Consider the following 18,789-nt stretch of genomic DNA (forward strand, 5'->3'; position numbering starts at 1 on the left):
CCAGCGCTACAGCGGATACCGGTGTCGGAAGGGGCTGTCGAATTCGCTGTCTCTGTCCCTCTTCAGAGGATACTGCTCCGCGAACACCCGGAAGCCCGCACCGTACTCGTCATCGCGCTGCAGGGCATACGCCTCCTGCCGGGCGGCGTGCTCGATCTCGCCGATGAACAACAGGTACTGCACCTGCGCCCACGTCGCCATTCCTTCGTAGACGAGCAGTCGGCGCTCGGGCGTGTACCGCTGCTCGATCTGCCCGGCGTTCCAGTTCAGGTATTGCCAGATGTGGGTGAGCTCGTGCGCGATCGTCGTCATAGCGGCGAGTCGAGGCGAACCGTTCTCGATGTACAGCGAATACCCGTCCTTCGCCTGCTTCGCGAAGCCGAGCACCCGCGCGTCGACACCGGGAGTCGCATCGAAGCGCTCCCCCGTCTCGCGGGCGATCTGACGGGCGTTGACCATGCGCACCCGCATCGCGACGGAGATCGTGATCCCGAAGACGCTCTCCATGTTGCGCCAGACGCTCTCGAACAATTCCGTGAACTCGTCGCTGGAGCGCAGCACGGTGCGCGAGCACCGCACGCAACGCTCCCGCCCGTCCTTGAGCCGGTCGTATTCGCCGCCCATGAGCTTGATGAAGCAGAAGTCGCAGTAGTTCGCGTTGAGCGGCTCGAAGGCGTGCGGTCGCCGTTCGAAGCGTTCAACGGCGGCGCGCGCCCGGCCCAGCTCGCCGTCGGAGAACCCACCCGCTCGCAGGTAGTCTCGCGTGCCGATGAGGTCGAGGTTCGCCGCGGCGGGGTGTCCGCCGTAGGCGAGGTAATCACTGTTCACGGGGCGCCTCCGGAGGGGTGATCGCGTCTGCTGCTGCCGGGTCCGGCTCGGATGCCACCACCGGCCCGCCGACGACATCGACGGCGCCGAGGACGGGATGCCCGCCGAGTTGCTCGGGTGCCCCGGGCTCGACGGCTGACTCGACCGCAATCGCTGCGGCATCGTCGGATGCTGCCACCGGCGCGGTCCGCCGATGAAACAGCGCGTGCACACGACGCCACGCCCGCCGCCACCAGGACGGGCGTGCAGGCGGAGCGGCCGGCATCCGCGATTCAGCATCCTGTTCGGCCGCCGCGTGGAGTCGTTGCTCCATCTGCTCCGGCGTCTCACCCGGGAAAGCGACCGGCGCCTTCTCGGCGGGCTCTTCTCGTGAAGCATCCGCCGGCGCTGTCACCCACTCGAGATAATCCGAGATGAGCGCGAACAGGCGCCGCCAGTTGCGTTCGACCGCGACGATCAGCCCCATGTCGATGGGGCTGTCCTCGACGACCAGGATCACATCCTCGCCGTGCTCCGTGTGAACCTCGTCCAGCAACGGACCGACGGACTTCTCGGGGTCGTCCGTGAGGGCGACCACATAGGCGTGCGCGTCCGGGAAGATCGTCACGAAGAGCTCGTTCAGCAGCACCGTGAGCGTGCGACGGATCGACGAGGAGATGCCCGGCAGGTGGATCTCGAGGTACTCCTTGTTCCGATGGGTGCGCACCGGAAGCCCCGAGACGCGCACCTCCTTGCCCGCGAGGAGATCCGCTCGCGAGGGCGCCTCGATGTAGCCGTGCGGCTCGACGACGATGTCGGCGAACACCCGGGTCAGGGCGATCTCCCCCATGACCACCTGCGCCCCGGCGCGCTCCGCGATGCGCCGGCCCGCGAGGGAGAACGTGCGCGTGGGACGGTAAACCCGACGATCCCGGATGTGTTCGGCGGCGCGACGCAGCACGACGCCGCTGCGACGCGGATCCGTGCCGATGCTCTGCACCTGGTAGTACTTGCCGGCGTAGGTGATGAACTGCCCCGGCATCACGGTCTGATGCACGAGCCCGTACAGCACCGAGCCCAGATAGTCGCGCCCCTCGGCTTCGTCCTCGACGAAGAAGTAGGCGGCGTGCAGCGCCTGCACGAGGTCGGTCAGGTCCGCGCTCGCCTCCAACCGGTAGGCACGGCACCAGATCTCCTGCCCGTCCGGGCCACGACCGGCCGAGACGATCTCCCGCCGGAGATCGAGCTCCGCGATGTCGGCGTGAACGAACGCCAGTTTCTTGAGGGCGCCGACCGCAGGGACGTCGTCCTCGTCGCTCTCCCCTTCGACGGGCGCGATGATCGGAGGCATCATCCAACCGATCAGCTCGAGCTCGCGGGCGAGTTCGCGCTCCGACAGGGGGAAGCGCAGCAGCGTCAGCACCAGCCGCATCATGACGTTGCGCTCGGTTCGAGCGTGATCCGGCACGATCGACGGCGCGGCCTTCGGGTCAGCGGCGAAGATACTGCTGTTGGCCACCATGTAGTCGCGCAGCAGGTAGTCCTCGCTGATGAGGTTGACGAACCCCTCATCGGTCGAACGCGTCGCGAACAGGCGGATCGTCTCGTAGACGTTGCGGATCTCGTCCTCGACGATGAGGAAGCGGTTCTCGATCGCCGCGACATCCCACGGATTCGCGTGCGGCGCGATGGATTCGGCGAGCGCGTGCTGCGACACGTCGAGGTCGGCGAAGTCGCTGATCTGCGAGTAGTACTGACCCGCGATCCACATCATGTCGTTGACGGGGAAGGCTTCTGCGCCGACCCAGTCGACCGACTGCACCTGGTACTTCAGCGCGACGGCACCGATCTCGGTCCCCATGCCGAGGTATCGGGTGACGGTGGGCAGCACGCTGCCATGCATCGGCGGCCCTTCGGCGGCCCACACCATCTCCGTGCTGCGGCCCCGCGGGAGCCCCGCGGCGACGACGTCGGTGAGATCCACCTTGAGCAGGTGCGACAACGCATCGACGAGTCCGTCGTGGTTGCGGTCGAAGGCGGCGTAGACGGGCGGCGCATCGGCTCCGCACCGCGACAGCACGACGCTGAGCCCGACCTGCCCGGTGGCGAGCAGTCGCGACGGCTCGGCGATGACGATGTAGTGCACGTCGGCGAGGAAGTCCTCGTTCGCGGCGATCACGTCGAGATCGTGGATGTCGGCGAATCTCAATACACCGACGTCCAGGTCGCTCTCAGGGGTGCGGGTGAGGCGCCCGACCTGCCAGAGACCGGGAACGCCGGTGATCTCCTCCAGCCCGTTCTCCATCCAGGCGGCCAGGTCATCGGCGATCGCGTCGCGTCCGCAGATGATCAGGCACTTGCGGAACTGCAGCAGGTGATAGTACGCGGGGAAGGCGAGATAGGCGGTCAGGTCGCCGTAGAACGGATTCCCGATGAGTGTGCTGCGTCCGCGCATGAGATCCGCCGCGGCGTCGACGAGGTTCGTATCCAGGGGTGCTCCCGAGGCGCGCATCCGTGCGAAATACTCGCCCACGAGCCGATCGATGTCGTCGCTCGAATGGGTCAGAGCGTCCAGGCGCGCGCCGCTGTTGCCGGCATCCGACGTGGCGAAGTTCATTCCGTCGTCGATCGCGCGACCGGGGAACGTCTCGGTGAGCACGTCCCGCAGCCGGGCGTATCCGGTCACCCGGCGCGAGTCGTCCCCCTCGCCCACCACATCGCTGAGGTACTCCTCGCGGGTCTGCCCGTCGACGGCGTAGAAGAACTCGCCGATGACGAGAGCGGCGATCACCGGGAACGGAATGGCGGTGAAGCCCGGCCACGTCGGGAACATCACGATGAGAGAGGTGAGCAGCACGGTGACGATCACGGAGGCCCAGAAGAGCACCCGCAGGTAGACCCGCAGCATCGTGTTGTGATCGCGCACGAACCAGGCGCCCCGGTCGACGTCGTAGCGGTAGACCCCCTCGACCAGCGAGCTGCCGAGGAAGTCGTCGCCCTGGAAGAGGCGGGAGAAGATCCGCAGGAGCACGAGTTTGAGCACGGCGAACACCAGCAGCACGGCGACGTTCTCGATCACGTATTGCCAGGTGGTCTCATAGAGCCCGCGCAGGAAGGGGATGACGTCGAAGACCGCTCGCAACACGTCATCGATGCTGGTGTTCAGCGCGTTCAGCGCGATGAGCACCGCGATCGCGTAGACGAGCGCGACGGCAGGCATCGGGAACTGCCGCACCCGCGACCGTCGCGGCATGTTGATCACCCGCACCAGCAGGAGTGCGGCGATCACCGGAGTGAAGGAGACGATCTGTCTCAGAAGGTCGAGCATCACAGCCCCTCCGCTTCCGTCGAGGCCGACTCCGACCGCTCGAACAGACGGATCCGCTCGAGCGAGAGTCGGGCGACGAAGTCATAGGGGGCGCTCACCCGCTCACCGGACTCGTTGAACGCCGCGGTGCCCGTGCCCGTCGGGAAGCGGAAGAACGCGTTCACCTGACGGCGGTCCTCGATGTCCATCCCGGAGAAGCCGCCCGGTATCCGGCGGATGCTCAGCGGCTGCCCGAGAGAAGTGACGATCTTCTTCTCGGCGTCGATCATGGCGACGGCTCGCGAGCGCACCGTGCGATACAGGTCGCGGCGCGTGCGGTTGTGCTGCTGCACCCGCTCCGCGCCGATCAGCACGGCCCTCGCCTGCATATACGTCGCCAGCTGCGACAGATACTGGCCGAAGACATCGGCGCCGTCATTGACTTCGTTCGCGAACGACCTCATACGGGAGTTCACGTCGTTGAGGCGATCGAGCAATCGCCGCCGCATCCATAGCAGCACTCCGAGCCCGGCGCCCGCCACCAGCAGCACGACGCCCCCCACCACGAATGCGCTCCACGACAGCACCGTCGCGCCACGCGCGCCCGCCTGAAGCAGATAGGGCACGAACGAGATCACCCAGACGGCGAGCACGAGCAGTGTCGTCCACGACACCATCTGGATCCGCATGCGCTGCGCGAGCAGACGCCGCATCTCGGCGTTCTCGGCGTCGAGCAGCCCGAGCACCCGGGTGCGGTCGAGGATCTGGGTCGTCGCGGGCACGACGAGATTGCCGACGCGCTTCGACAGCTCGTCCTGGATCTCGTCGCGGTCGATGTCGCTGAGCACATGGTCCTCGCCGATCAGCTGCTTCAACCGACGCCGGGTGTCATAGACCGCTCGCGCGAGCACCCGGCGCGGGCGACGCAGGAACTGTCCGGCATCCACCTGCAGGGTGTCGAAATCGGCCGACCACTGCGCCGACTCGTTCGCCGGCCAGTCGGCGACGAGCCCGTACCCGGAAGTGCGCACGCGCAGTTCGCCCCCGCCGACCTTCTCAAACTGCACCGGCACCTTCTCATCGCGCAGCAGCTCATGCACATCGGTCTCGGGCGGACGGTGCGGCGTATCGATCAGGGAGTCCAGATGCTCGCGCAGCGCTGTCAACTGCCCCATGTGAGCATTGAGCAGATCGCCCAGCGCCTGCTCGCTGAAATCGACGCCGAGCCGGTAGACGCGTTCCGCCTGGAAGGCGCTCGGGGGCAGCACGTTCACCGCGACCGTCAGCACCGCGGTCCAGAACCGCAGTTCGTCCTGGTCGTAACCGGAGTTCTCGGGGTTGAGCAGGTCGTACACCGCGAACCGGCTCGCCGGCGGATAGTCGTTGCGCTCGACGAAGCGCGACACGTGCTGCTCCGTCTCCGTGCGCCACGCCCGTGCCAGCTGACCGTCATCCGTCTCATCGATGCGCGCACGGGTCGAGATGAACACGATCTCCGACGGGTGCAGCTCCTTCATGTGGTACTTCTCCCGCAGCATCCGATGCGTCGTCTGCTCGTCATCCGAGTAGGCGACCTCCCGATACTCCACACGCACATCCGACTCGGTCTGGCCGAGAGTGCGCAGCATGTCGTGAATCTCGCCGTCGTCCGAATGACGCTCGACGCGCACCCCTCCCTCACCGCGATGGCTCACGACAGGTTCGAAGTCGCGCGCCGTCATCGCCGGATACCCCAGCAGCTGATGCGCGATGCGCACGAGCGGATGCGGCGAATCGGTGAGATTCAACGGCACCTTCGTGTTATCGACAAAATCGAACGGATTCTCCAGGTCGCGGCGGCCGGGCGCCTCAGCCGAGGCATGATCGACGACGACCGCGCGCCAGGCCGACTTGCCGCGGATCACATCCGGTAGCCCCGGGAGCGCCTCACGCAGAGTCTCCGCGCGCGACGACTCGTTCCAGTCGCAGAAGGCGATCTCGCCCGTCTCGAGAAACGGGTCAAAGAACGTCCGCGAGCGGTCGAAGATCCGGCGCGCCGCGCGGCTGAGGAAGATGACGGTGAACATGCCGGCTCACGCGTCGGCGAGTGACTGGATCAGCTTCTCCACCCGGTTCACCGTCTCCCGCAGGGGAAGCTCGTTGCAGAACTTCCACAGCGGCCCGAGGATCGAATCCGCCTTGCGGGCGAACGTCGAGTCCTTCGCCCGGTAGCCCGGAAGGTGCGTCTCGAACCGATCGAGCTGGCCATCGAGCACCTCCCGCAGCACGGGCAGCGCGTCGGCGGCTCCGACGATCGCCTCCACCTCGCTCTGCAGTCGCGCGAGGAAATCGCCGACCATCGCGTAGACCTGCTCGGAGAAGTAGAGCTCCTTCGGCACCGTCATCGCATAGAAGGCGACGATGTCGAACAGCGTGAACGGGCGCCCCTCGATCCCGGAGTACTCCCGCAGCTCCGGCAGCGCGATCCCCTCGTCCAGCGCACGCCCGAACGCGGAGTCGCCGAAGCGCGAGACCCGCGACTCGTCCATCAGACGTCGGTTCTGCTCCTCGATCGAGGTCGTGATCTCCGTCACCGCGACGGGGTTGATCGTCAGGCCGTCGACCACCTCGTAGAAGTGATCGCACGGCGTGCCGTTGGAGACGATGAAATCCTTGTTGCGAGCATCCGCCGACTTGTACTGGTAGATGCGGTGATCGCCGTGCACCTTCGCCCAGCCGATGCGGTTGTGCACGAGACCCAGCAGCAGCGCGTCGTGCACGGCGCGCATCTGGTCGGCCTGGTTGTCCTCGTCGAGGTCGGGCAGCTGCGAGATCCAGTGCCAGCGCCGGTCGATGTGCGGCGTGATGACCTTCGTCGCCTCCACCGACGGCTCGATCTCGTTCACGAGGCTGTAGTACGAGGAGAAGTACTGCCCGGCCGGTCGCTGCTCGGTCGCATGCGCTCGAGCAGGCGAATACTTCGAGAGGTCACGGGCGCGGATGCCGTACATCGCACTGTAGAAGAGGATCTCCTGACGACTGATCTCCGAATCCTTCTCACCGCCGTAGTTGCCGAGCAGCTCCGAGATCATGCTCTTCCGCTTCGGGTCGAAGTCGCCCTCGAGGTCGGGATTGTAGGCGCACGCCTCGATCGGGTGGCGCTCCTCCCCCAGAGGCTGCTCGAGGAAGGGCGCCGCGAGCCGCTTGGCCTTCTCGATCTCGCCGCGCACGTAGTGGGCGACGTTGTCGGCCTCGAAGTTGTTCGTCGTGATGCGGTACTCCTTCTCGAGCGCCTCGATCACGTCGATGTCGATCTGACTCTCGTAGCGCTGCATGACCTGATCGGTGAAGTAGCCGATCATCGTGACCTGGTAGAGGTCCTGGAAGAAGTTGCCGTCCTTGCCGTCGGCGAGCATGTGGAAATCGCGCACCTTGCCGTAGATCGCCTCGGCGAGCGCGCTGTCCACGCTCATCACGCCGCCCGTGTACGGCATCGCGTCGTAGAGGCTGTCCAGGCATTGTGACGAGGCGAGCACGTACCGGGTGGTCGAGCCCTTCAGGTCGTCGTACTTCGTGCGCTGGATCTCGATGTTCGTCTTCAGGCGCTTGAGGTTGCCGTTGAGCGTCTCGAAGAACGTCTCGAACGATCGCGACATGCCGGTGACGTAGGCGATCGCCTCTTCGAGGACCTTGGCGTACACGGTCTGGTCACGCAGATCGCCGACCTTGCGAATGTAGTTCTGCAGCTGGTCGGCGAGCTCCTGCAGCGCGGCGCCGGGCTTGTTGCGCATGCGCTCCATCATCGTGCGCTTGCGGTTGGCGAGATCCTCGACGGTCTCGACGTCCTCCGTGCCCGGGTCGTCGAAGGCGTTGCGCTCGAAGTTCTCGAAGAACTGCAGGGTGCTCGCCAGCTGCGTCTCGACCTGCTGCTTCTGCGCCTGCAGCTCCTTGAGGGTCTTGTAGAGGAAGTAGCGGGCCGAGACCGGGTGCACGAAGGTGCCCGAGACCTTCTCACGCAGATAGGTCTCGAGCTGGTGCACATCGCGTTGCTTCGTGACGCCCTGTCGGTCCGATTGGAACAGGCTGTAGCCGATGAGCCCCGCGCGCTCGTCGGTGTCGCGCTCGACGATGTCGTGGTACTTCTTCAGCTCGTAGTAGGCGCCGACGTAGTCGTCCGGGTCGGCCGTCTCGCCGAGGGCAGAGACGCGCGCCGAGGCATTGCGCTTGAGGGTCTCCTGGCTGGGGATCGCTGCGTTCGACAGCACGTGGTTGCGGAGGGCGCTGAGGTACTCCTGCCAGCGGTTGCCGACGACGGAGATGCCGTCCTCGTCGTAGGCGAGGCATTGGCTCTGCACGGATCGGGCGAAGGGGTCCTTGTTCGTCGCGCTCTCCTCGATCGCGAGCGTGAACTCGGTGGCGATGTCGAGGTCATGGGCGACGTAACCGAGCTCGCGCTGCTTGGCGAGCGCATCGAGGCGGTCCTTGTACTGGTTGTCGAACTGCAGCCACTGCTCCGACAGCGCGAGATCGGCCCAGCGCAGTCCCACCACGTCGCGCACGTGCGCCCACGGGTAGACCAGGCGCGATGCTCCGGCACCGGCGTAGCGGTTTCGGCCGTCGTTTTTGATGACCTCGCGCAGCACGTTGTCCTCGCGCGAGTTCGACTTCTTCGACATCGGGCCGATCGACTGCGTGTAGATGCAGGTCGCGGCGTGGTCGAGGTAGGTGGCGAACGAATCGAGGCTGCCGCCGCTGGAGTTCTTCGCGTCGAACAGGAAGCAGAAGTCATACGGCATGGCCGTGATCTCCTCGACGCCGTCGGCGCCGACGCGGGGGAACTCGAATGCGAGGTCGCGGTACTGCGGGGGCAGCGTATTGTCGCCCTTCATGAGGAACGCGTCGAGTTCGCGCACGGCGGCGTAGGCGTTGACCTGCAGGTTCTGCTGCTCCTCGGTCGCCTTGATCACCGAGTAGAAGACGTCGGGCTGCACGAAGAATCCGCGCGTGATGGCCTTGGCCTTGGGGTACTTGGTGCGCAGGTAGTTCGCCAGGTACATCGCGACGGAGAGGATGAGGCCCGAGCCCGTGCCTCCGGCGAGGGAGCTGGTGATGATGACGCGCAGCGCCTGCTCCTCCTGGTCCTTGTCGATGCGGAACAGCTGCTCGATGGCCCGGTGCAGGCCATCGAGGTTTCCGCCCTTGAGCGTGGTGTCGAAGGCGAGCCGTGAGATGGCGCGCACCTGCGCCGCCCCCTCGGTCAGCGTCTTGCGGTTGAGCATCTCGTTGACGGGGAACCAGTTGTCGCGCGCATTCGTGTTGATGTTCAGGTACTCGCCGACCGTATTGCGCGTCGATGTCTGCACCGTGTGGATCTCGGGGTTCGACTGGCGGATGCGGCCGAGGTCGTTGATGTCGGTGTCGAAGACGACGAACGCGATGCGCTCGGACTGGCTCGAGCTGCTCTCGCTGACCTTCTCCGCGACGTGCTGGACGATCTTCGAACCAGTGCCGCCGAGGCCGAGGATGAGGGTGGGGGCAATAGGCATGACAGGTGTTCCTCTCGTGCGATTCGCGTTCGCGACGCGATCAGTTGTTGAGATACAGCTCGAAGCGGGTCTGGTTGGGGACGGTTGCGGTGATGCTCGTCGACGCGCTGAGTGTGGGTGCGCGCTTGGTGTCCTCATTGAGGTCGTTGCCGTTGAGGGCGACGTTCTTCTTGTCGGCGATCTGCTTCCAGTTCAGGAGCGTCATCTTTCCGCTGCGGCCGGCCTTGAGCGTCATCTGCCGGAACCCGAAGGTTCCCTGCGGCACATAGTTCAGAGTCGCGCGGTCGGCGAAGAACGGCAGGTACTTGCGCAGCGGCTGCACCTGGAACTTGCCGTTGCCGGTCTCGGCCTTCACGCCGATGCTCATGGGGATGCCGGTGACTGCCGGGCGACGCTTGATCTTCTTCGAGAAGCGCGGCTTGAAGAGGTAGCCGAGGAGGATCACGAGCAGGATGAGCGCGAGCAGCCACTTCCACCCGGTCTCGGCGAACCAGTTCGTGAAGCGGTCCCAGGCGGCGATATCATCGTCGACGGTCAGCGTGCTCTCCAGCGGTGTCGCCTGGTACAACTGCTCGTCGTAGACGAAGCTCGCCTCCAGAGTCACCGGGATCTCACCGGTGTCGGCCGCGTACACGTCGCCATCGGGTGCGCGCGGGGTGAGGAGGACCTCGCCGACGCTGTCACCGAGGGCGACGTCGAAGAAGAGGTTCGACGGGGTCGTCACGGAGAACGCCTCGGGACTGACCGCCGCCCATTCCTCGTCGGTGAAGGATGTCAGGGCTCCTGTCTCGCCGAGGCCGTATTCGACGGCGATCGGCTCGGCCGTCGCCTCCTCGCCGAGCTCGGTGACCGCGACGGCGGTCTCGGCCATGTCGAATCCGGTCGCACGGGCCGGTTGCAGAACCGTGACGTCGATCGTCGCGTGGGCGGTGTTGCCGCCCAGGTACTCCGCGTCGACCTCGAGGCGGACGTCGCCGCGGTCGAGGGAGATGGTCTGCCCGGATTCGACGCTCTCGAGGATCATCTCTTCGCCGCTGAAGGCTCGCGCCGAATAGGTGACGTCGCCGATGAGCGGCGACTCGATGAACGCGCAGTCCGCATCCATGAAGCCGTAGCGCAACGTGTACTCGCCGCCGACGATCTTGTCGGCGTCGACCACGGCGCCGGATTCGTCGCGCAGCTCGATACCGAAGTTCACGGCGGGCTTGTAGAAGTAGGCGATGTCGCTGGCGCCGGTGATGTCGAACTGGGTGGGCCCGCGCTCCACATCCGTGAATCGTGCGAGTACGCCGTTGAGGTCCTTGTCGGGCTTCGCCTCGAGCACCCAGTCATCGGCGGGTTTGGCGTTCTCCGCCCAGCGCACGCTCACCGTCGACTCCGGCGGATAGGTGCGGCTCTCGGAGACGGCATCCCCGATCGATGCCTTCGCGCCCTGTGCGAAGACGAGCACCTCGGCGAGATCGATGTCGGGGTCGATGACGTTCGGCTGGGATGCTGAGGCGATGAGGTTCCGCTCGAAGATGAGGTTCGCGAACCCGGTCATCTCCTCGAGCAGGTCCTGCGAGTCGGGAGCCTTCGAGAAGTGGATGCCGTGACCGGGATCGTCCGCGATGGCCGGAGCATCCTCACCGATCGCCAGGTAGGCGACGCGCAGGCGCTGATCGGCGTCGGCGGCGGTCGGGTAGGAACGGATCTGCTTCTCGGCCCCTCCAGCCGGAGTGTCTTCGAACTCTCCGTCGGTGATGATGACGAGCCATTTGTTCATGGATTGACTCGCGGCGAGGTCCTGCTGCGCCTTGGCGACGCTGGAGAACGGTGTGTCGACGCCCTGCATGGGCATGTCGTGGATCTGCTTGGCCCGGGCGCTGGTGGACTCGGCTCCGGTCACGGTAACCGCCACGGATCCGCTTCTCCCCTGGGAGAAATCGCTCATCCGGTAGACGTTGAGCACGTCGTCAGGGGCGAGCATCGCGGCGAAGACCTCCAGCGCGTACTTCGCCTTCGACCAGCGGTCGAGTGTGACTTCGGTCTTGAGATCGCGGAACATCGATCCGGAGTCGTCGATCACCAGATTGATCTCGCGTCCGGCCGGGGCATCGGCGCTCACGACCGCAGCGCATCGCGCGCTCCCATCGCCCGCAGCCGTCACGGCGGCCGTCGGGATCTCCGCTGCGGGAGCGGCGGATGCCGGCGCCGCTGTGATGAACGCACCGAAAAGCAGCGCGACGATCATCGCCCCCGTAGTCTTTCGCGGCGCGCGACGGCGCACCGATCCTTCTCCGTGCCCCACCGCACGTCCCCCTTCACAACACAAAACGTTCGCATTGCTGGGGTGCGCAGCGCGTTACCGTGCTGGTCGTCCCGAAGCGTGCTCCGCTGGATGTACCGCCAAGATAGAGCACCGGTCGAGCGCCTGACAAGGATTATTCACGCGACTGCACTTATTCGTTATGAAGCGGTCATATGTGCTTCACCGCGACCCCGGACTCAGCACCTTCGTCGATCAGAGCACCGAAGGGGCTTGCCACCATTCGCCGAGCCGCTGCGCGAGCCATGCAGGTCGCTGCAGCGGGATGCCGTGGCCGCATCCGTCGACGATCTCCATCTCGCTGCGCGGATGCCGTTCGGCGAGTATCGCGGCGGACGATCGCATCATCCTCCGTTCGTCCGACCCTGCGAGGACGAGAGACCGGCCGGGGAAAGCCGCCCAGCCGTCGGGAACCGTGAAGCGAATGTTCTCGCCGACCGCCGCGACGAGGTCGGCGGTGCTTATCGTCGCCGAGGTGCGCAGGTATTCGTCCATGAGCACGTCCGGAATGAACAGCTCCTGCGCCTGGGCACGGGCGAAGCGCTGATTCCTCGCGAGCGGTGCCGCCATCGCGAGCATCGCGAGTGTCGTTCGCGGCATCCGCATGGGGATCGCCTGCGCGCTGATGACGACCGCATCGCTCACGAGGTCGGGGCGCTCGGAGGCGAGCAGCACCGCCAGCTGCGCTCCGAGCGAGAAGCCGACCACGGACACCGGAGCGTCCGTGTGCTCGTCGAGCACCGCGACGATCGATGCGAGCGCATCCTCGTGCGAGACGTAGGGCGCTGCGGCACTGCGGTCGTGCCCCGGCAGGTCCGGGACGATCATCCGCCTGCCCGCGGGCAGATGATCGATGAGCGGATGCCACATCCACCCGCCGACGCCTCCGCCATGCAGCAGAAGGATTGTCGCCTGCCCGTCTCCGCGCGTCTCGACGTGGATCGACTGCGCAGTACGGGGCATGCGTTCAGCCTATTGGCCGCCGTCGACGCTGCTTCCGCCGGACTGCACGGACCCATCCCGGGTCAGGCCACCGTACGAACGCCGTTCCATGCCGTTCCGGCGAACGATGAAGAGCATCGTCACGGCGAATCCGGTGATGAACACGATGTTTCCGACGATGATCAGGACGAGCACTGCGGTGTCACTCATGCGTTCCTCCCTTTCGGGCAGGGTACTCCGACTCGACGGCGGAGATGAAGGCCTTCGCCGCGGGCGTCGGGTTGAACCCGCTCCAAGCGAGGTGCTCGATGCGGCTCGGCGCACCGACGACGGTGAGACAGCGCACGTCCGGAGCATCCGCGACCACCGCCCGGGGCAGGAACGCGATCGCGAGCCCCGTGCGCACGAGCCCGAGCATCAGCGCGATGTCCATCGCCTCGAATGCGACGTCCCGATCGATGCCGGCGGCGGTGAACGCGGCATCCGACTGCGCTCGCCCCGGCGTTCCTGCCGGGAAGTCGACGTATGGCTCCGATTCGAGATCGGCGAGCCGCACACGTCGACGGTCGGCGAGCGGATGCCGGGACGAGACCACGGCGACGAGATCCTCCCTCGCGAGCTCTCGCGACTCGATCCCCGCGTGCGCGACATCGCCGGCGAGGCCGAGCACCGCGGCATCCATGCGGCCCGCGGCGATCGCCTCGAGGAACTCATCGCTGCCGCCGCTGCGCAGCGCGATCCGCACGGCAGGATGCTGCCGCCGGAATCCGCTGAGCAATGCGGGCAGGTCGATCGCCGTCACCGTCGGGATCACCCCGATGGTGAGCGTGCCGCGGATCTCGCCCGTCGTCGCCACCGCATCGGATGCCGCGCGCTCGGCCGCGGCGACGCTCGTCCGCGCGGCGTCGAGGAACGCCTCCCCGGCAGGGGTGACCTCGACGCGACGGCTCGTGCGCGCGAAGAGCTCGACGCCCAGCTCCTGCTCGAGCGCCTTGATCTGATGGCTGAGCGCAGACTGGACGACGTGGCATCGGGCGGCGGCGCGGGTGAAATTGCGCTCCTCGGCGACGGCGATCGCGTAACGCATCTGCTGGAGGTCCACTCATTAATCATTGCAGTTCATAGTTTGGATGAGAACAATGCGTTGGACTGATCCTGCCGCGCGATCGAGCATGAAGACATGAGATTCGACTCCCGCGTCGGCTGGACCCTCCTGACCGCCCTCGTCCCCGCAGTCTGGGGTACGACCTACATCGTCACGACGCATCTGCTGCCCGAGGGGCATCCGCTCTTCGCAGCGCTCATGCGTACTCTTCCCGCCGGGATCATCGCGCTGCTCATCGCCCGCCGGCTCCCCCGCGGCTCGTGGTGGTGGAAGAGCCTCGTGCTCGGCACGCTGAACATGGGCGCGTTCTTCCCGCTGCTCTTCATCGCCGCGCAGCATCTGCCGGGTGGTGTGGCGGCGACGCTGGGCGCCTTCCAGCCGATCGCCGTCGCGTTCCTCGCCGTCGCGCTGCTGCACGAGCGTCTCTCCGGTTGGCGGGTCGTGTGGGGTGCGGTCGGCGTGACCGGTGTCGCGCTCGTCGTGCTCGGACCGGATGCCGCGCTCGATCCGACCGGGATCGCCGCCGGCCTCCTCGGCGCCGCGTCGATGGGCACCGGAGTGGTCCTGACGAAGAAGTGGGGGCGCCCCGCAGGCGTCTCAGCGGTCGGGCTCGCCGGCTGGCAGCTGACCGCCGCAGGTCTCGTGCTCATCGTCCCCACCGCGCTCATCGACGGCATCCCAGCCGGCATCGATGCTCCGGTGATCGCGGGCTACGCCTGGCTGGGACTCATCGGCGCCCTCATGACCTACACGATCTGGTTCGCGGGGATCCGACATCTGCCGGTGACGGCCACGGCACTGCTCGGCCTGCTCTCGCCCCTCGTCGCGGCGGTGCTGGGCGCGGTGATCGCCGGCGAGGCGCTCACCGCGGTGCAACTGTTCGGCTTCGCCGTCTCGCTCGTCGCGATGGTCGCGGGCCAGCTGACGCCGAGGCGGATGCCGGTGCTCGACGCGCATCGATCACGGTGACGGCGGTGATTCCTGCGATCATCAGTGCTCCCCCGAGCACGCCACGATCGTCTACGAGCACATCCGCGCGGCGACCGTCATGCCGGTGCACGGCGCGGAGTGAGCCGGGGTCAGTCGGCGACCGCGGCGACCGCCTCGATCTCGACGAGCTGGTCGTTGTAGCCGAGGACCGTCACCCCCAGGAGCGTGCTCGGAACATCATGCGCCCCGAACGCCTCACGGACGACTTCCCACGCAGTGACCAGGTCGGCCTGCGATGACGAGGCCACGAGCACACGCGTGCTGATCACATCGGTCAGCGTCGCGCCCGCAGCGGCCAGGGCATCCGTCATCGTGCTCACACAGGCCGCGGCCTGAGCCGCGTAATCGCCGGGCGCGATGGTCTCCCCGCCCTCATCCAAAGGGCACGACCCGGCGAGGAATATCAGTCGAGCGTCCTTCGGCGCGGTCGCCGCATAGGCGTACTCGGCAACGTCAGAAAGCTTCGCGGAACGGATCAGGTGAACAGCACTCGCCATACAGCGACTCTAGCGGCGGCGTCACCCCCCTTCACTTCTGAACCCGTCCGGGCTTGACTGGGCGCACGAGCCACTCGGAGACCGTCGAGCTTCGTGCATCACGGCTCCGATCCACAGGAGAAGGAGGACGAGATGGAGAAGAAGACCCCGAACGCCACGGGATCCACCACGCAGGCGGGCATCCCCGCCGTCAGCGATCGAAACTCGCTCACCGTCGGCAACGACGGGCCGATCGTGCTGCACGATCATCACCTGATCGAGACGATGCAGCATTTCAACAGGATGAACGTGCCCGAGCGACGTCCGCACGCGAAGGGCGCGGGCGCCTTCGGCACGTTCGAAGTCACCGAGGACGTCTCGCGCTATTCCAAGGCCGACTTCCTGCAGCCGGGGAAGAAGACCGAGATGCTCGCCCGCTTCTCGACCGTGGCAGGCGAGCTCGGATCGCCAGACACATGGCGCGATGTGCGGGGCTTCGCGCTGAAGTTCTACACCGAAGAGGGCAATTTCGACATGGTGGGCAACAACACCCCGGTCTTCTTCGTACGGGATCCGATGAAATTCGCGCATTTCATCCGCTCTCAGAAGCGACTTCCCAACAATGGCCTGCGCGACGCCACGATGCAGTGGGACTTCTGGACGAACAACCCGGAATCCGCGCATCAGGTCACCTATCTCATGGGCGAGCGGGGACTTCCGAAGACCTGGCGGAACATGAACGGCTATAGCTCGCACACGTACTCACTGGTCAACGCCTCGGGAGAGCGGTTCTGGGTGAAGTGGCATTTCCTGACGAACCAGGGCATGGAGCAGCTGTCGAACGAGGAGGCCGAACGGCTGGCCGGAGCCAATGCCGACTTCCACCGCCAGGACCTCTACGAGGCGATCGAGCAAGGCCGGCATCCGTCATGGGACGTGTATTTCCAGATCATGCCGTACGCCGAGGCCAAGGAGTATCGGTTCAATCCGTTCGATCTGACCAAGGTGTGGTCGAAGAAGGACTACCCGCGAATCAAGGTCGGCACGATGACGCTGAATCGCAATCCGGAGAACTTCTTCGCCCAGATCGAACAGGCGAGCTTCTCACCGGCGAACATGGTCCCCGGCACCGGGAACTCACCGGACAAGATGCTGCTCGGCCGGACCTTCTCCTACCAGGATGCCCAGCGATATCGAGTGGGCACCAACTTCCAGCAGCTTCCCGTCAACCGCCCCGTCAACCATGTGCACACCTACAATTTCGAGGGCAGCATGTGGTACCAGCACACCGGTGCGCGCTCGGTGTACGCCCCGAACTCCTTCGGCGACTCGTGGTCAGACGAGGAGGGCCCGGTCGAGAACGGATGGGAGGCCGATGGCGAGCTGACACGGCACGCATACGACCTGCGCGCGGACGACGACGACTTCGGCCAAGCCGGAACCCTGGTGCGCGAGGTGTTCGATGACGCCCAGCGCGACGAATTCGTGAAGACCGTGGCCGGCGCATTGGACGGGGTCATCGAACCGGTGCTGTCCAACGCCTTCGTTTATTGGAAAAACGTCGATCCGGTTATCGGGCAGCGCATCGAGGATGCTGTGAGAGCCGGTGCCGAAGGTGCGGCCGTACCCGGCATGGGGGTCGACGCGGACGACTGATCGCGGTGGGCGGGACCGGAACCACTCCGAGCAGACTCAGAGAACCTTCTTGACCACGCTCGATTTGAGTTGCATCCGCCCGAAGCCGGGAACGTTCGCATCGATGTCGTGGTCACCGACGCCGTCGGTGATCAGCCGGATCCCCTTGACCTTCGTGCCGACCTTGACCGTGCCGCCGCCGGCGCCCTTGACCTTCAGGTCCTTGGCGACGGTGACGGTGTCGCCATCGGCGAGCGGGTTGCCGACGGCATCCGTGATCACGGCATCCATCGACGACTCCTCGACGGAGTCGGCAGCATCCGGCGACCACTCGTGACCGCACATCGGACATACCAGCAGCCCGCGGTCCTCGTAGGTGTACGCCTCCGAGCACGCCGGGCAGGCAGGCAGAACATCAGACATGGAAATGCAACTCCACCGGGTCTCATCGATTGCGGAACATCAGAACGCTACTTCATCAGGAATCAATACGCCCAAACCCCGGCTGGCAGCAGAGCGCGAAGCCACACGGCCTCACGCCCGAAAGGTTCACACAGAATCTCAACCGGTCGCGGCACGCCCGTGACGCCAGTACCCCACGAAGTCCACGTTGCGCTTGGGCACGTCGCGCTCCTGGACGAGGTGTCGACGCGCCCCGGTCGCCAGTGCGGATTCTCCGATGACGTGTGCATGCACCTCACCATCGGGCAGAGCCGCAGCCGCGAGCGCACGCAGTGCGAGCTCACCGGGCCGGGCAGCAGTCTGTGACGACTCGTCGCGATGGATCCAGGTGATCTCCATCCCGGCCGGAGCCGAGAGCTCTTGGCGATCACCCGCAGTGGGAATCTCGATGATCGCGACGCCTCGCGCATCGCGCGGAAGCGAGCGGCAGATGCCGGCGACCGCCGGCATCGCCGTCTCGTCGCCGATCAGCAGGGTCCAGTCATGCGGGTGGTCAGGTGTGAAGGCCAGGCCCTGGTCGAGGAACCCCACCCGGTCGCCGGAACGGGCTTCGAGGGCGAATCGGGCAGCCGGCCCGATGCTCCCGTCCTGCTCGCCGTGGATGACGAAGTCGATGTCCACCTCGCCCGCTTCAGGTCGCGCATCGCGCACCGTGTACGCACGCACCCACGGTCGCCGCGTCTTCGGCGTCGCGAGGTACTGCAGATACCAGCCGAGCTCCGTGGTGCTGGTGGGAAGCTCCAGCACATCCTGACCCTCACGAGTGAAGAAGAGCCGGCACCAGTGGTCGTATCCTCGCACATCGAGGTCCTCGAGACCGGCGAGTGTCACCCTCACGATGCTCGGGCTGATGCGTTCCGTCCGGACGACGTGCGTCATCATGAACTGGCGATCTGATGGCGTATTCTTCTTCCTACCCATGCAGGTAAGGCTACCCTCATGACGCGCTCGGGGAGCACTGCATCCGCTGTTGCATTGGCGCAGCTTCATCTCCGCATCCGATTTCCCTCAACGTCAAGATGCATGTTGATGGCGTCGTCGCCATGCCCTCCGGGAACGTACCCGCGCGGAGAAGCTCCGTAGAATTGACCATTCATCCAACCAACCGAAGGCATGCAGTGCAAAGCTTCACCAGCCGGGCGTGAGGAAGGAACTGGTGACAACTGATCGTTAGTGCCGGGAGGCGCTGGCGGGGAGGATGTCATCATGCCCGGTCCCTATCCCAGAGAGTT

General features: G+C 65.9%; 13 protein-coding genes. 2 read left to right on the forward strand and 11 right to left on the reverse strand.

Annotated elements, in window-relative coordinates:
• Nucleotides 1-6: 6 nt before the first annotated feature.
• From ACWAUG_RS01515 to ACWAUG_RS01550, 8 genes are all read right to left on the reverse strand, one after another.
• On the reverse strand, nucleotides 7-828 hold the full coding sequence (locus tag ACWAUG_RS01515) for a hypothetical protein (protein ID WP_298036987.1): 822 nt from the start codon (nucleotides 826-828) through the stop codon (nucleotides 7-9).
• Nucleotides 818-4,135 carry a hypothetical protein gene (locus ACWAUG_RS01520; RefSeq protein ID WP_298036990.1) on the reverse strand — a complete coding sequence of 1,106 codons (3,318 nt, stop codon included), beginning with the start codon at nucleotides 4,133-4,135 and terminating at the stop codon, nucleotides 818-820. The genes ACWAUG_RS01515 and ACWAUG_RS01520 overlap by 11 nt, the downstream gene beginning before the upstream one ends.
• Entirely contained in the window at nucleotides 4,135-6,180 is a 2,046-nt protein-coding gene (locus ACWAUG_RS01525; RefSeq protein WP_298036992.1) for a hypothetical protein, read from the reverse strand. Before ACWAUG_RS01525 ends, ACWAUG_RS01520 begins: the two co-directional genes overlap by 1 nt.
• Nucleotides 6,181-6,186: 6 nt before the next feature.
• Complete coding sequence (locus tag ACWAUG_RS01530; protein WP_460800692.1) at nucleotides 6,187-9,639, reverse strand: tubulin-like doman-containing protein; 3,453 nt, start codon at nucleotides 9,637-9,639, stop codon at nucleotides 6,187-6,189.
• A 40-nt stretch (nucleotides 9,640-9,679) separates the two neighbouring features.
• Entirely contained in the window at nucleotides 9,680-11,872 is a 2,193-nt protein-coding gene (locus ACWAUG_RS01535) for a vWA domain-containing protein (protein WP_298036995.1), read from the reverse strand.
• A gap of 270 nt (nucleotides 11,873-12,142) precedes the next feature.
• A complete protein-coding gene (locus ACWAUG_RS01540) occupies nucleotides 12,143-12,910 on the reverse strand; it encodes an alpha/beta fold hydrolase (protein ID WP_298036997.1) in 768 nt (255 codons plus the stop codon).
• 9 nt (nucleotides 12,911-12,919) lie between these two features.
• Nucleotides 12,920-13,099: a hypothetical protein gene (locus ACWAUG_RS01545; RefSeq protein ID WP_460800694.1), complete on the reverse strand. Its 180-nt coding sequence runs from the start codon at nucleotides 13,097-13,099 to the stop codon at nucleotides 12,920-12,922.
• Nucleotides 13,092-13,991 carry a LysR family transcriptional regulator gene (locus ACWAUG_RS01550; RefSeq protein WP_460800696.1) on the reverse strand — a complete coding sequence of 300 codons (900 nt, stop codon included), beginning with the start codon at nucleotides 13,989-13,991 and terminating at the stop codon, nucleotides 13,092-13,094. Before ACWAUG_RS01550 ends, ACWAUG_RS01545 begins: the two co-directional genes overlap by 8 nt.
• Nucleotides 13,992-14,069: 78 nt before the next feature.
• On the opposite strand from ACWAUG_RS01550, the gene ACWAUG_RS01555 reads away from it, so the two are divergent.
• Nucleotides 14,070-14,963 (forward strand): EamA family transporter, encoded by an 894-nt coding sequence (locus tag ACWAUG_RS01555; protein ID WP_460800697.1) that lies wholly within the window; start codon nucleotides 14,070-14,072, stop codon nucleotides 14,961-14,963.
• 110 nt (nucleotides 14,964-15,073) lie between these two features.
• Here the strand turns inward: ACWAUG_RS01555 and ACWAUG_RS01560 are convergent, their stop codons facing one another.
• Complete coding sequence (locus ACWAUG_RS01560) at nucleotides 15,074-15,481, reverse strand: RidA family protein (RefSeq protein WP_460800699.1); 408 nt, start codon at nucleotides 15,479-15,481, stop codon at nucleotides 15,074-15,076.
• Nucleotides 15,482-15,613: 132 nt separating this feature from the next.
• Here ACWAUG_RS01560 and ACWAUG_RS01565 point away from each other — a divergent pair, with 132 nt between their 5' ends.
• The gene (locus ACWAUG_RS01565) at nucleotides 15,614-17,116 is read left to right on the forward strand and encodes a catalase (protein ID WP_460800701.1); all 1,503 of its coding nucleotides are present in this window, start codon (nucleotides 15,614-15,616) and stop codon (nucleotides 17,114-17,116) included.
• Nucleotides 17,117-17,152: 36 nt separating this feature from the next.
• Here ACWAUG_RS01565 and ACWAUG_RS01570 read toward each other — a convergent pair whose 3' ends face one another.
• Both ACWAUG_RS01570 and ACWAUG_RS01575 read right to left on the reverse strand, forming a co-directional pair.
• On the reverse strand, nucleotides 17,153-17,518 hold the full coding sequence (locus tag ACWAUG_RS01570; RefSeq protein ID WP_298037009.1) for a zinc ribbon domain-containing protein YjdM: 366 nt from the start codon (nucleotides 17,516-17,518) through the stop codon (nucleotides 17,153-17,155).
• 138 nt (nucleotides 17,519-17,656) lie between these two features.
• Nucleotides 17,657-18,478, reverse strand: a complete 822-nt coding sequence (locus ACWAUG_RS01575) for a siderophore-interacting protein (protein WP_298037011.1) — start codon at nucleotides 18,476-18,478, stop codon at nucleotides 17,657-17,659.
• Between the last annotated feature and the right edge of the window lie 311 nt (nucleotides 18,479-18,789).

The sequence above is a fragment of the Microbacterium sp. GXF6406 genome (assembly GCF_054798215.1).

Excerpts from the sequence above, each read along its gene's own strand:
- ACWAUG_RS01520 (WP_298036990.1), bottom strand. The coding sequence starts at position 4,135 with ATGCTCGACCTTCTGAGACAGATCGTCTCCTTCACTCCGGTGATCGCC.
- ACWAUG_RS01525 (WP_298036992.1), bottom strand. The coding sequence starts at position 6,180 with ATGTTCACCGTCATCTTCCTCAGCCGCGCGGCGCGCCGGATCTTCGAC.
- ACWAUG_RS01530 (WP_460800692.1), bottom strand. The coding sequence starts at position 9,639 with ATGCCTATTGCCCCCACCCTCATCCTCGGCCTCGGCGGCACTGGTTCG.
- ACWAUG_RS01535 (WP_298036995.1), bottom strand. The coding sequence starts at position 11,872 with ATGATCGTCGCGCTGCTTTTCGGTGCGTTCATCACAGCGGCGCCGGCA.
- ACWAUG_RS01540 (WP_298036997.1), bottom strand. The coding sequence starts at position 12,910 with ATGCCCCGTACTGCGCAGTCGATCCACGTCGAGACGCGCGGAGACGGG.
- ACWAUG_RS01545 (WP_460800694.1), bottom strand. The coding sequence starts at position 13,099 with ATGAGTGACACCGCAGTGCTCGTCCTGATCATCGTCGGAAACATCGTG.
- ACWAUG_RS01555 (WP_460800697.1), top strand. The coding sequence starts at position 14,070 with ATGAGATTCGACTCCCGCGTCGGCTGGACCCTCCTGACCGCCCTCGTC.
- ACWAUG_RS01560 (WP_460800699.1), bottom strand. The coding sequence starts at position 15,481 with ATGGCGAGTGCTGTTCACCTGATCCGTTCCGCGAAGCTTTCTGACGTT.
- ACWAUG_RS01565 (WP_460800701.1), top strand. The coding sequence starts at position 15,614 with ATGGAGAAGAAGACCCCGAACGCCACGGGATCCACCACGCAGGCGGGC.
- ACWAUG_RS01570 (WP_298037009.1), bottom strand. The coding sequence starts at position 17,518 with ATGTCTGATGTTCTGCCTGCCTGCCCGGCGTGCTCGGAGGCGTACACC.
- ACWAUG_RS01575 (WP_298037011.1), bottom strand. The coding sequence starts at position 18,478 with ATGGGTAGGAAGAAGAATACGCCATCAGATCGCCAGTTCATGATGACG.